The organism is Streptomyces sp. TSRI0281 (assembly GCF_001905125.1).
GTDB lineage: Bacteria > Actinomycetota > Actinomycetes > Streptomycetales > Streptomycetaceae > Streptomyces.
This window is the reverse complement of the sequence record NZ_LWLE01000004.1, coordinates 203852-217747: the sequence shown is the minus strand read 5'-3', so window position 1 is coordinate 217747 and position 13896 is coordinate 203852. Positions and strand designations below refer to the sequence as shown.

The window sequence follows — 13896 nt, the reverse complement described above, 5'->3', positions numbered from 1 at the left end:
ACCGGGTGGCCCCGGACTTTGTGCGGTCCGGGGCCACCCGGCAGGGGGAGAGGCTCGGGTGTGCGCGGTCCGGGGCCACCAGTCAGGGGGGAGAGGCCCGGGGCACACTCGGCTGCGCCGGCTCAGCCCCGGGCGCCGGTTCGGCTCCGGTCGCACCCGGCGGCGCCCGCTCAGCTCAGGTCGCACCGCAGGTCGTCGGGGTCGACGGTGCGGCTCATGGCCTCCATGCCCGCGTCGTTGGGGTGGAGATGGTCACCGCTGTCGAAGGAGGTCAGCATCCGGGTGGGAGCCGACGGGTCCCTGGTCGTCGCGTCGAAGTCGACGACCGCGTCGAAGGCTCCGCTGTCCCGGATGAACGCGTTCACCGCCTGCCGGACCTGCTCACCGCCAGTGTTCCAGTCGCGCCAGCCCTCGTACGGCATGACGGTCGTCCCGACCACACAGACACCCGCCGCGTGCGAACGCGCGATGATCTCCTGGTATCCCGCGATCATCTGCCCGGCGGTGGGGGCCGGGACGGACTTGATGTCGTTGACCCCCTCCAGCAGAATCACCGTCTCCAGCCCGCGCTGCGACAGGACGTCCCGGTCGAGCCGCTTCAGGGCGCTCTGCCCGGCGCCGTCGCTGAGCACCTTGTTGCCGGAGATGCCCTCATTGGCGACGCCCTTGATGCGCGTGGTCCGGTCGGCGGCGAGCCGTCCCGCCAGCAGGTCGGGCCAGCGGCGGTTGGTGTCCTGCGTCGAACTCGCCCCGTCCGTGATCGAGTCGCCCAGCGCCGCCACCGCACCCGTGCCGCGGCGGGCGCCCACCACGACGGCGTCGAGATAGAACCAGGACGAGACCCGCTGCGTGAACGCGTCGGCCGACTCCTGCGCCGTGTGATCACCGACGGGTGCGACATACGAGGTCTGTAGCGCCATCCGGTGACCGGACGCGGTGGTTCCGGAACTCTGTACGTAGAGGCTGACCGCGAGGTCCGATCCCGGCCGGACGGTGCCGGGCAGCGTGTCGCTGTACACGGAACCGCCCGCCGGTACGGTGACGGACGGCGAACCCCCGAACGAAAGGGCCCGGTTGGTGCCCGGGACCACCGTGGCGTCGGTCGCCCGCTCCCCGGCGTACGCCCGCCCGAAGGTGACGGGCTGATCGCCGAAGGCGTTGGAAAGACGGATCCGCAGGCCCTGGCCGCCGGTGCTCGTGCGCACGACGAGGCGGTAGGTGCGGTCCTGGGAGGGAGTGACCTGACGGTCGGCGCTCGCGGCCCAGGTGACCACCTGGGAAGTGGCGCGACCGGTATCGGTGGTGCTCGCGGTATCGGTGGTACTGGCGATATCGGCGGCGCCGTTGGCGCTGTCGGCCGACGACACGGCTGCCGCGGTCAGCACGCTGCCCAGCGCGACGGCTGCGGCGAGCGTGGTGAGCGAGGCGCGGCGTCGCCAACGGGGGCTGTTCGGTGGAGTGTCGATGTTCATGGGTGCTGATTCCTCCCCTTGCGGTGCGGGGCCGGTCCTGCCCCGGAGCCGGTCCTGCGCCGGGGTCAGGAACTTCATGGGCATGTCAGGTGATGCGGAAGGCATTGACCCTCCTGGTGGTAAGCGCTGTCTACGCGCGCGTGCGGAATGGCCCGCGTACGCCCATGATTCGGCCGAACCCCGTCGCTGCCCCGCCACGGCGCGCACGGGGCACCCTGGCAACCGGCGCGCACCGTGGATTCGTCCGGCCACCCCCGTACCATCGAGCAGCGTGAAGCTGACAATTCTTGGCGGTGGCGGATTCCGGGTGCCTCTTGTGTACGGGGCCCTGCTCGGCGATCATGCCGAGGGCCGCGTTTCCCGGGTGACCCTGTACGACACGGACGCCGACCGGCTCACGGCCGTCGCCCGGGTGCTCGACGAACAGTCCGCGGGGGTCCCGGACGCCCCCGCCGTCGTGGCCACCACCGAACTCGACGAAGCCCTGCGCGGCGCCGACTTCATCTTCTCGGCGATCCGCGTCGGCGGACTCGAAGGACGCGCTGCCGACGAACGGGTGGCCCTCGACGAGGGTGTGCTCGGCCAGGAGACCGTCGGCGCGGGCGGCATCGCGTACGGACTGCGCACCGTACCCGTCGCGGTCGGCCTCGCCCGGCGCATCGCCCGGCTCGCCCCGCACGCCTGGGTCATCAACTTCACCAACCCCGCGGGCCTGGTCACCGAGGCCATGTCCCGCCACCTCGGCGACCGGGTCATCGGCATCTGCGACTCCCCGGTCGGGCTCGGCCGGCGGATCGCCCGGGTGCTCGGCGCCGACCCGGACCGGGCCTGGATCGACTACGCCGGGCTCAACCACCTCGGCTGGGTCCGGGGCCTGTACGTCGACGGCCGTGACGAGCTGCCCCGGCTGCTCGCCGACCCGGCACTGCTCGGCTCCTTCGAGGAGGGCAAGCTCTTCGGCGCCGAACTGCTCCGGTCGCTGGGTGCGATCCCCAACGAGTATCTGCACTACTACTACTTCAACCGGGAGGCGGTCCGTGCCTACCAGGAGGCGGAGCAGACCCGGGGCGCCTTCCTGCGCGAGCAGCAGCAGGGTTTCTACGCCCGGATGCAGGAGCCGGACGCCCCGGCGTGGACCACCTGGGACCGTACGCGCGCCGAACGGGAAGCCACGTACATGTCGGAGAACCGGGACGTGGCCGGGGTCGGCGAGCGCGACGAGAGCGATCTGGAGTCCGGCGGCTACGAACAGGTCGCCCTCGCCCTGATGCGGGCCATCGCCCGCAACGAGCGGACCTCACTGATCCTCAACGTCCGCAACCGCACCACCCTGTCGGTGCTCGACGCGGACGCCGTCATCGAGGTGCCCTGCCTCGTCGACGCGAACGGCGCCCACCCGGTCGCCGTCTCGCCGCTTCCGTATCACGCGGTCGGCCTCGTCGCCGCGGTGAAGGCGGTCGAACGGGCGGTGCTCGACGCGGCCACGAGCGGTTCACGCGCCACAGCGGCGCATGCGTTCGCGCTGCACCCGCTGGTCGACTCCGTCGCGGTGGCCCGCCGGCTGCTCGATGGATACCTCCGTGCCCACCCGGGCCTCGCCTACCTCGACAAGCCGTAACCGGCCGTCGTCGGTCGGCCCTGTCCGGCTCCGTGGAGGCTCCCGGACGACGTCTCGGATGGCGTTGCAGGAAGCGTCCCGGGCCGCATGGGTGACCTTCCGTCCGTCACGGGGTGTCGGCGGCCCGGAGTTCGCCGCTGACCAGGAGGTGGAGCTGTGCCTCCAGCCAGGCGGCGGAGCGGGCCGCCTCCCCCGAGCGCTCGCCGCTGCCGTCACCGTTGCTGTTGTCTCCGTCTCCGTCGGCGGTGGCGGCGTTCAGGAAGGCGCGCAGCAGCGCTGCCGACCGTGTCAGTCCGGTCCGGGCCAGCGCGGTGGCCGCCTCGTCGATCCGGTCGTGGGCCGGGGCCGACAGATGGCGCAGGCCACTGTGGGCCACCGCCGCGAGGGCGGCGAGCGCCTCGTCCAGCGCGGCGGCCAGCGGATCGGGCGAGGGCCGTACCACCGCGGCCAGGACCGTGGAGCCGTCGCCGGGGGCCAGATCGGGCACGGTCACTCCGGCCGGTGTCAGCACCGCGATCGGGTCGATCCGGATACCGCCGCCCGAGCGGTGCACCGCGCCGCTGATGAGTGTGGCCCCGCCCGACAGCGCGTCGGCCAGGGCGTCCAGCGACCCGGGACACTCCGGCCGGTAATCGGAACACACCAGGGCGGACGTGCCCGCCGCATCCCGCACCACCGCTTCGAGCCGCTGCTCGGCCGGGTCGTAGCCGATGCTCTCCACCTCCGACAGCGCGATGACCCGCACCGTCTCGGCCTCGACACGCGGGCGGATCAGCCGGGGCGGCCTGCCCTCCCAGGAGGCGGTCAGCGCCGCCAGATCGCTTACGAGCAGGGGTTCGGCGAGCTCCGTCCAGGCGCCGCCGACCGGAGTGATGCTGGTCGTGCCCAGCCGGCCGCGGGCGACCGTCAGGGCGCGGCTCGCCGTCCGCCGCACGCTTTCGCTGACCAGGCTGCCGGTGGCCAGCGCGGCCAGGCTCGTACCGAGGACACGCCGGGTGGAGAGCCGGGCCCCGGTGGTCCGCTCCCCGTCCGCCGCGGCCCACTCCTTGCGGAGTACGAGCACGGTGGCGGCGCCCGGATGCGCGAAGTACACCTCGGCGACGGAACTGTTCCCGACGGCACGTATCCGGCAGCCGAGGGAGGTGAGCCCGACCCGGCGCAGGGGGGTGTCGCCCGCTTCCTGGGTGCCGAGAACGCCGGGGAGCGCCGCCGCCCGGCGCCGCGCATGGATCTCCGTGAGCAGTTCGGCGACCCGTTCGGGGCGGTATCGGGCGCTGCGGTCGGCGTACGCCGAGAGCTGGTCGGTCAGTTCGGCCACGGCACCGGCCGGCCAGTGCAGGGAATTCGCGGTCAGCGCCTCACCGGCACGGGCCAGCGCACCCCCGAGGACCGGGCTCGCGTGCGCCGTGCCCGACAGCAGCAGCTCGTCGGCCAGACCGGCGACCGTGTCCAGCCCGCGCCCCGCCGCGGCCCGGACGGTGGCGCCGCCGCCCACCCGGACGGCGGACTCACCCGTCCGGTCCGCCTCGCGGAACGCCCAGACGGCGAGGGTCACCACCTCGCCCTTCAGCATGGCGGCCGCGTCGGTCAGGGCGTACGCGATCTCCCCGGGGACCGGGAAGCGCACCGTGCACGTGGGCAGTTCGACCCAGGGGTCGGGCCGTTGTGCCGTGGGGCGGTGGACGCGTGCACCGTAACCGCGTTCGAAGGTGCGACGGGCCGAGGCGAGTGCGCGGGCCCCGAAGGCGGCCGTCAGTATTCCGTCGTCCGCGGAACCGGGGGACCACGGAAGGACAGGGGCCGGGACCGCTCCCGCCCCTGTTCCCGCTCCTGTGGTCGGCTCTGGTTCCGTCCCCGTTGCCGACCCCGACCCCGACCCCGACCCCGACCCCGACCCCGACCCCGACCCCGACCCCGGCTCCGCTCCTGGCCCCGTATCCGGTGCCTCGCCGGATGCGGGTGCGGCCGGTGGGTGCTCCGGCGGCGTGGCGGTGCGCTGGTAGGCGAGTACCAGCGCGATGAGGTGGCGGCAGACACCGGGAGCCGCGCAACTGCACGCACCGTTCTCCAGCCCCGCGCCGGGCGGCAGTGAGGTGGCCGTCCCGTCCTCGAAGCGGGCCCGCACGGTGGCGTCGGCATCGGTGGTGACCGCCGGGACCGCCCCCGCGTCCAGCTCCTTCGTGGCGCGCTTGACCAGACCGCGGTTGGCGAGGGCGGCGAGGGTGTCCGGGGTCAGGGCCAGCAGGTCGCGGCGGGTGGCGGCGCCCGCCCCGCCCGTACGCGGCAGGGCGGTCGTGATGGTGGTCGTGTCGGTCATCGGCCCAGCCTCTCGGCGACGAACTCGGCCAGCCGCGCCGGTGTCATGGCACCGATGTGCGCCCCGGCCCCGGCCAGCCGGCCGGCCAGCTCGCGGTCGTAGTCGGGGTTCGCGTCCTCGTCGAGTGCCGCGAGCCCCAGCACGGTGGTGCCCTGCTCGGTGAGCGCACGCACCGAACGCACCAGCCGGACGGGGTCGCCCCCCTCGTAGAAGTCGGTGATCAGGGCGACGATCGTGCGGCGCGGATTCTCCACCAGGCCCGCCCCGTACGACACGGCGCGTGCGATGTCCGTGCCGCCGCCGAGCTGTACCCGCATCAGCAGCTCCACCGGATCGGTCACATCGGAGGTCAGGTCGACGACATTGCTGTCGAAGGCCACGAGATGGGTCTTGAGGCCGGGGACCCCCCACAGACAGGCGGCGGTCACCGCGGAGTGGATCACCGAACCCGCCATCGAGCCCGACTGGTCCACCAGCAGAATCAGCTGCCACTGCGTCAGATGCCGCTGGGTACGGGAGTGGAAGTAGGCGCGCTCGATGAGGATGCGGCGTTCCTCGGGCTGATAGTGCGCGAGATTGGCCCGCACCGTCTGCCGGAAGTCGAAGTCCCTCGCCAGCGGTACGCGGCTCGGTCTGCGGGAGCGGGTGCCGTGGAAGGCCCGGCGGATCTCCGGTTGCAGCCGGGCGAGCAACTGCTTGACGACCGAGGCGACGATGCGCCGGGCGAGCAGCAGCACCTGCGGGTTCATCAGATGCTTGGTACGCAGCACCGCGCGCAGCAGGGTGGGGCTCGGCTCGACCCGCTCCAGCACCGCCGGGTCCGTGACGATCTCCTGGATGCCGTACCGCTCGACGGCGTCGCGCTCCAGGCGTTCGACGGTGTCCTTCGGGAAGAGCCGGTGGATGTCCTCCAGCCAGTCGATCGCGGTCACGGCCGAAGGCCCGTCGCCCGCGGTACGCCGGGTGGTGGAACCGGAGCGCCGGACACCGCGCCGTCCGAGGTCGGGATCCCGGCCGTAGAGCCAGTCCAGCGCGGCGTCCTGCTCGGCGGCCCCCTCACCCAACGGCCCGGTACGGGTCTCGGCCGGGGACCCCAGCACCAGCCGCCAGCGCTCAAGTCCCGCGTCAGGAGCGCCAGGAGTGTCATGAGTCACGGCAGTCACGGCAGTCGCGGCAACACCGGGAACGCCGGAGCTATCGGTTCCCTCCGGCACGTCGGGCCCGTTCGGCACGTCGTGCCCGCGGGCGGGCAGGGGTGCGGATGCGGTCATGGTGCGACTCCCAGTCCGTAACGGGCCAGCAAACGGGACACGTCCTCCTCCAGGGCGCCGGCCCGGACGATCAGCAGCGGGTCGGCCGTGGTCCGCAGCAGCGAGCGTGACGAGCCCCGTACTCCGCGGCGCTCCAGGAGCCGGGCCGCGATCCGCTCCCGCTCGCGGGGCGGGAAGTACGCGAACGCCTGGCGCAGCGCGGGCAGCCCGGACAGGAAGTCCGCGTCGGGGAGGGCGCCGAGGAGATCGTCCAGCACCGCGATGAGTGACGCGGAACCGTCGGCCGGCACACCGGTCACCTCCTCGCGGGCCACCGCGAACAGCCCGGCCAGCCAGTCGCCGAGCGCGTCCGCACCGCCTGCCGCGACCGAGTGCACGGCGGGGCCCGGATCGTCGGGGGCACCGGATTCCAGCGTGCGGTTCAGGCCGAAGGCCGCGCCGCGCAGGTCGAGCGGGGCGGCCCGGTCACGGCTGACCCGCAGGGCGATCCCGGTCACGGTCTCCCGTGCCACCGACAGCAGTCCGGGCGCGTGCAGCACCGCGTCCCGCACCGCGGCCACCGCCCGCAGCCGGGGGAAGTCCACGCCCGAAGCCCCGCGAGCCCCCTCGATCAGCCAGAGCAGCCGGACCGCGGCGCTGTCGATCACGGAGCCGAGGAGCGGGCCGCGGGCCACCCCGTACACCCGGTCGTGCCGCCACAGGCCGAGCGCCGTGGCAAGCACCTCACCGAGCGGGCCGGATGTCTTCAACCCACCGACGCGGTCGGCCAGTTCGGTCAGGAGGGGTTCGGACAGGGTGCCCGCTCCGCACAGCACGGCGTCGAACAGGGCGCCCGCCAGCGTGTCCGCCCCCGCCTCGATTGCGCGCGTGCGCTCGGTGAGCGAGGCCGCCGCGGCTTCCGCGAGACTCGCCCCGTACGCCCCGGCCTCGACGAGTGCGGCGTCCCGGCCCGGTGCCGGGGTGGACTCCCACCGCTCGGTGAACACGGGGTCGATGCCGTGCTCGGGGCCCGCGGTCCGGGTGTGGCCGGGCACGCCGAGTACCCGCAGCCGGTGCAGGACCCGGCTGCGTTCCAGATCGCCGGCGTCCATGAGATCGAGGCTGTACGCCGTCTCCCGGGCGCCGTCCAGCCGCAGCCGGGCGAGCTGTGCCGCCACATCGTGCACCAGCGGGGGCGCCGGGGTGGCGGGATGCAGCCGTCCCGTGCGGTCACCGCTGCACGCCGCGACCATCTCGACAACGGCGGGATGGGTGCCCGCCGCCAGCGCTCCCCTGGACGTCCAGGGGAGCGGACCGTCCAGATCGTCCGTGATCAGCGCGCCCGCCAGGCCGTCCAGGACATCGATCCTCGCGGGACGGGGATGGCCGCGCAGCGCCGTGAGGCCCTGGGCCATGCTTCGGGCCGCGATCAGATCGGCGGTGGACACGGCGTACTTACGGGCCCGCAGCCGCTCGACGACGACACGCAGCAACCCGTCCGCCGCGGCTTCGGGGCCCGCATCCCACACCTGTTGGTAGTAGCCGGGCGACGGCATGCCCGACTGATAGCCGGAGAAGGAGTCCAACTGGCGGAAGGAGTAGGGCACCAGGAAACTCCCGGCCTGCGCGGCGGCAGGCGGAACGGGCACCTCCGGCCAGCCGTCCGCGCCCACGGCCCACCCGTCCTCGGTCTCACCCGCCACGAGCGCGCGCAACGCCGGCTGGTGGAAGCCGCCGGTCACCACCAGCACCGGGCGGCCGACGGACGCGGCGAGAGCCGACCGCACCCACGCGGCCATGTACCCCTCGCGCGCCCGGTCGCGGTCATCGGCCTCCGCGTCGCCGCGCACCAGGGCGAAGTAGGCGTCGAGCCGCTCCGCGAGCCCGTCGTCCGGTTCGACCTCGAAGAGCCGGTCCCACAGGGCGTCCGAGGAGTCCACCGCGAAGTGCTCGCACAGTCGCGCCGTGGCTTGCGCGTACCGGGCCTCCGCATCGGCGTACCGGTTGGTGCGGTCGGCGAACGCCGGGTGCCAGGCGGGCAGATCGATGAAGCGGACCTCGGCCCCGGCCGCCCGGCCCGCCCGCAGCGCGACCCACTCGGGGGAGTAGTCGCACAGCGGCGCCCAGGACGTGGCCGACCGGTCCTCGTCGCGGTAGTGGCTGAACACCGCGACCGGCAGGTCGTGCCCGAGCAGCAGTTCGTCCAGCCGGGTGTTCATCTCGGCCGGGCCCTCCACCAGCACATGGGCGGGCCGCAGGCGCTCGATGGTCCGCTCGACGAGCCGGGCACAGGCCGGGGAGTGGTGGCGCACTCCCAGGAACACGGCGGACATCAGTCGGCCAGCAGATGACGCGCGTCGTACAGAGCCTGCCACTGCGGGCCCCGGCGACGCTGCACCTGCTGTTCGAGATAGCGGCGCAGCCGGGCCATGTCCTCCGGGCTGTCCTTCGCCGCCGTACCGGCCAGGCAGGCCACGACATCGGCGGCGCTGCCCGGCTCACCGCGCAGGAACCAGCCGCGCACCCCCACCGCATGGGCCACCGAGACCGCCTCGGCCGTGCTCATCACCGCCGCGGGCCGGTCCGGGCCCGCGCCGCTCTTGGCGCCGCCGCCCGCCCGCAGTTCCCGGAACGTACCGACCAGGACCTCCAGCACATCCCGGTCCGGCGGCGGCTCCACCCCCGAACGCCGCAGCAGCGTGGCCACCTCGGCCTCGACCAGGGCCAACTCGGTGTCCAGATCAGGGATCGGGAAGACCGTCTCGAAGTTGAACCGCCGCTTGAGCGCCGCGCTCATCTCATTGACGCCCCGGTCCCGGGTGTTGGCGGTGGCGATGACATTGAACCCCTGACGGGCGAAGACCATGCCGTCGGCGCCCGGGAGTTCGGGAATGGCCACGACCCGCTCGGAGAGCAGCGAGAGCAGCGAGTCCTGGACCTCCAGCGGACAGCGGGTGATCTCCTCGAAGCGTACGATCCGGCCCTCCGCCATCCCGCGCAGCATCGGGGCCGGTACCAGCGACCGGGGCGAGGGGCCCTCGGCCACCAGCAGCGCATAGTTCCAGCCGTACTTGATCTGGTCCTCGGTGGTGGCCGCGCCGCCCTGCACGGTCAGTGTCGAGACCCCGCTGACCGCCGCCGCGATCAGCTCGGACAGCAGGGACTTCGCCGTGCCCGGTTCGCCGACGAGCATCAGCCCGCGGCTGGTCGCGAGCGTCACCAGAGCCCGGTCGACCAGCGACGGATTGCCGACGAACTTGCGGCTGACGCCCGCGCTGCCGTCGCCGATGACGAACCGCCGGGCCGCCCGCAGGCTCAGTTCCCAGCCCGGTGGCCGCGGATCCCGGTCCGCGGCCCGCAGCGCCGCCAGTTCGTCCGCGTACCGCACCTCGGCCGGTGGCCGCTGCACGGCGGCCGGCCCGCCCCCCTCGGCGGGGGAGCTCCCCCGTACCGGCGCACCGCTCGCCTCGGCGACGCTGTCCCCCGGCACCACGGCCCCGTCCTCTTCCCTCGTCCGCCCGCTCATGCCACGACACCCTCGGTCAGCTCCGCCAGGTCGGCGAGCAGTTCGGACACGACCACCGGACCGAGGCCGCCGAAGCGCAGCGGGTGGGCGCGCCTCTCCCAGTGATCGGTGGGCTCGGTGTCGAGCCAGACCGTTTCGAGCTTCTGGTCCGGGAACATGTCGACGACTCCGACGGCGATGCCCTCGTACAGGCCGATCACCAGATAGCAGTCCTCGCCGAGCCGCTTGGAGATCCAGCGCTCCACGCCCGCGTCCTGCGGCACTCCGCGCTGCCAGCCGCGCCGCTCCAGTCCCAGCACCTTGCCTATCGGCACCGTGAGCCCCTCGAACCGGGGCAGTCGGTAGCCTCCGGCCTCCTCCTCCGTCAGCGCGTACACCGCCCGGCCGAGCTGCGGGAACGGCTGAAGGATCTCGTAGTCCGCGAACACCTCGGACCAGACGGTCAGTTCGTCCCCCAGGTGCAGCGGGTGCGCGAGGCCGACCGTGGCCCCGTCGGGCAGGGCGAACACCTCGTCCTCGGCATCGGCGAACGTACGGTCCTCCGCCACCCGGAACGGTGTCCGCACCCCGTCCAGCTCGCTCAGCCACACCAGCCGGCGCACCAGGTGCCAGAGCAGCGGATGGCCGACGAACAGCTCCCGGAACTCCTGAGCCGTCCAGGAACGGTCCGTCACCATGGCCGCTTCCAGCCGCCGCACCTGATCGGAGGCGACCGTCCGCACGTCCTTCTTCAGGGCCATGAACCGCTTGCGCTCCGCCGGGGCCAGCTCCGCGTCGTCCCGGGCGCCCGGCGTCGGCAGGTCCTTGCGCCGCTTGCCGTCGGCGTCCAGCACATACGGCCTCAGCTGCTCGTCGAAGCCGACCGTGAACGTCCGCGTGCCGTAGTCGATGACCGTCGAGCCGTTGTCGTCCAGCCCGAAGTCGGGCACCAGCCGGTCCGCGAGCTGCTCCCCGGTCAGCCCCAGTGCCGACGCCACCTCGGCGATCTTCTCCTGGGCCCGGACCTTCAGCCCCTTGAACTTCACCCGCTGCGAGATGCCGTTCAGATGCAGCAGCGCGACGTCACTGCCGATGGCGGCGAGCACATCGAGGCCCTCCACGGCCCGGTGGTGTGCGCCCTCTCCGGGCCAGGACCGGATGATCGGAGTCAGCCGGCGCACCGTCTCGTCGTCGCCCAGCAGGCCCAGCGCATGCAGGGCCCAGGACTCCGCGGCCGGCAGATTGGCCTGCTGCCACTGCTGGAACAGGGCCCAGGCGAACTCCGCGAGCGAACCGGCGTCCGCGGTCTCCGTGAGCGCGGCGACACCCGCGTACACCTCCCCGGGCCTGGACAGGGCCAGCATCATCACGGCGTCGCGCACCGACTGCTCGGGGAGCGCGCCACCGGACCGGACCAGGATCTGCGGCAGCAGCACGGGCTCCGCCCACCCCGGTACGGCCGGCATCTTCGAGGGCAGGACGCGTTCCAGCGGATCGGTGGCGAGCAGCGCCTCGACGGCTTCCGCGGCCCGCGGACCGTACGACGCGGCGGCCTCGCGCACTGCCTGGTCACCGTGCACCGCGGCGATCTGGAGCAGGGCGTGCTCGGCGGAGCGCCGGGGGACACCGGCCTTGCCCACCGCGTCGGGCACCAGCAGCGCGGCGGCGTCGGCTCCGTGCCGCGCGAACCAGGCGCGTGCCGTCGTCGCGGCGGACTTGAGCCGCACCGCCCAGTTGGCCATGTGCCGTGCGACGTGCACATCGAGGAACGGGAGCAGCAGTGGGGCGAGCTGACTGGGCTGGCGGGGCACGGCGCGCAGCAGCAACGGCAGGGCGGCGAGCCCGAAACGGGCGGTGATCGGCTTGAGCGTGTCCCCGGCGTCCCACAGGTCGGTCGGGTCCCAGGTGGCGAGGTGGGGTGCGACCAGTTCCTCGGGTCCGTGGACGTAGACCCAGGCGGGGTGGAGGCTGTCGGAGTCGAGGGTGTGACGCAGCTGCGTCATCTCCTTCTCCCAGTTGTGGATGTTGTGCTTGCGGGTGTACCAGCTGGTGCATGTCGCCCAGCGGTCCCGCTCGTCGGGCTCCCAGCGCACCGAGGGCTCGTGCACCGCTTCCAGTCCGGCCACGACGACCGCCTTGACCTGGGTGCGCGGCCGGGACCACGGGGGCGACGTCAGCACGGCGGGCAGCGCGTGCGCGGGTGCGTCGGCGACCCGGTCCACGGGGTTGAGGAGTGGTTCGATGATCTCCGTGAGCTCGGGGGAGAAGGCAGGGAGCACGGTCGCCACCAGTTCACGGTGGGCGCCGATATGGCCGAGGAGCAGCTTCCGTGATGCCTCGGACGTCGGGCTGTTCGTGTCCCGCACGTCGGTGCCGAGGAGGCGCAGCGCCCGTACGGGATAGCGGCGCATCGCGTCGAGGAGGGCGGCGCGCGAGTGCTTCTTGTCCGAGTGGTGCAGCAGGACGAGGAACGCCTCGTCGGTCGGGATCTCGATCAGCGCCTGGGCGATGAGCTTCTCCCCGTCCGCGTAGTAGTACCCGGTGAGGGCCTCCGCCAGCAGCGGAGTGATGGCTGTGCCGATGCCTTCGGCGACGGTCGCGATCAGCGCGACGCTGTGGTCGAAGCCGGGCGGTTCGTCGAACAGCTCGATCTGGTCGAAGGAGTTGAGCGAGGAGAACACCAGGGACCGCAGGGTCAGGTCGTGCTCCGCGATCACCTGTGCGTCCGTGCACAGATCGGCGACCCAGTCGCTCTCGCTCGGTGCCAGATAGGCCGCGAGGATCTTTCGTTGCGTGCCGGTGCGGCAGTCGGCGAGTGCCGCGACCGTCGCGCGGTAGGTCTCCTCGTCGGCCGCCGCGATGAGGACCCGCACGCGGTCGAGCGCCGGGCGGCGCTCGCTGGACCAGTAGATGTGCCGGGCGCCGCCGAGCGGCTGGAGCAGGGGCTTGTTCCGTTGGCGCCCGTTCTGGTTCCAGCGCGCGTCGATCTCGAAGAACTCCACCGCCGCGCGCGCGGCGAACGGCAGTCCGTGCCGGGCGACCCAGGTGTCCGCCCAGGCCGAGTGCGACCCGGAGATCGTGACCATCGCGGCCACTGCGGCCGCGCCGACGGGGGACGGATCACCGGTGAGCTGCGAGCGAACCTGCTCGGCGAGGGCGGCATCGGTGCGCGGCGCGAGCAGGAACTCCTCGATCCACGCGGCCTCCTCGGCCACCCGTGCCTCGACCGCCTCCAGCACCTGACGCCGGGGCTTTCCGGGCGTCCGCGGCACGCCGCCCCGACGCGGGTGGAGCACTCGCCGCCAGTTCGCGGAGAGTTCGAAGGTGTCCTCGTCGGGGAGAGCACCCGCCGAGGATGCCGACGGGACCGTCGAAGCCGAGGAAGCCGAGGAAGCCGACGGTACTGTCGCACCCGATGACGTCGAAGTCGCCGAGGAAGCCGAAGATGCCGTCGTGACCGTTGAAGCCGGGGAAACGGAAGGCGCCGAAGTCTCCGCAGGGGCCGCGTCCGCCGCCCCCACCTCGCGGTAGCCCTTGCGTTCCTTCTCCGCGATCGTCCTGCGGATCTGCTCCTCGGCGGCGTCCGCCGACGCGTACTCCTTCATCTGCGTCCGACCGTCGCTCCCGCAACGCCCGTACCGCACCGTGACCGTGACACCCTCCGCCCCGGTCTCCCAGAACTTCGAAGCAGTGCCCTCGACATACTCCCAGCGCCGCACAGGAACGCCCCCTTC

Annotated in this window: 7 protein-coding genes; 1 reads left to right on the top strand and 6 read right to left on the bottom strand. The window is 73.0% G+C overall.

Annotation, left to right across the window (positions count from 1 at the left end):
• Positions 1-170 precede the first annotated feature (170 nt).
• Positions 171-1472 carry an SGNH/GDSL hydrolase family protein gene (locus tag A6A29_RS10930; protein WP_079182692.1) on the bottom strand — a complete coding sequence of 434 codons (1302 nt, stop codon included), beginning with the start codon at positions 1470-1472 and terminating at the stop codon, positions 171-173.
• Between the two features lie 271 nt (positions 1473-1743).
• Between A6A29_RS10930 and A6A29_RS10925 the strand changes: the two genes are divergently transcribed.
• Positions 1744-3090: a 6-phospho-beta-glucosidase gene (locus tag A6A29_RS10925; protein ID WP_073719830.1), complete on the top strand. Its 1347-nt coding sequence runs from the start codon at positions 1744-1746 to the stop codon at positions 3088-3090.
• Positions 3091-3196: 106 nt separating this feature from the next.
• On the opposite strand, the gene A6A29_RS46370 is transcribed toward A6A29_RS10925, so the two are convergent.
• The 5 genes from A6A29_RS46370 to A6A29_RS10900 form a co-directional block, all read right to left on the bottom strand.
• Positions 3197-5407, bottom strand: coding sequence for a hypothetical protein (locus A6A29_RS46370; protein WP_073719829.1), 2211 nt, complete (start codon positions 5405-5407; stop codon positions 3197-3199).
• Positions 5404-6561, bottom strand: coding sequence for a VWA domain-containing protein (locus tag A6A29_RS10915; protein WP_073719937.1), 1158 nt, complete (start codon positions 6559-6561; stop codon positions 5404-5406). The genes A6A29_RS46370 and A6A29_RS10915 overlap by 4 nt, the downstream gene beginning before the upstream one ends.
• Before the next feature lie 113 nt (positions 6562-6674).
• Positions 6675-8990 (bottom strand): DUF5682 family protein, encoded by a 2316-nt coding sequence (locus A6A29_RS10910; RefSeq protein ID WP_073719828.1) that lies wholly within the window; start codon positions 8988-8990, stop codon positions 6675-6677.
• Positions 8990-10183 carry an ATP-binding protein gene (locus A6A29_RS10905; protein ID WP_079182690.1) on the bottom strand — a complete coding sequence of 398 codons (1194 nt, stop codon included), beginning with the start codon at positions 10181-10183 and terminating at the stop codon, positions 8990-8992. Before A6A29_RS10905 ends, A6A29_RS10910 begins: the two co-directional genes overlap by 1 nt.
• Entirely contained in the window at positions 10180-13881 is a 3702-nt protein-coding gene (locus tag A6A29_RS10900; RefSeq protein WP_073719827.1) for a WGR and DUF4132 domain-containing protein, read from the bottom strand. Before A6A29_RS10900 ends, A6A29_RS10905 begins: the two co-directional genes overlap by 4 nt.
• Positions 13882-13896: the final 15 nt, after the last annotated feature.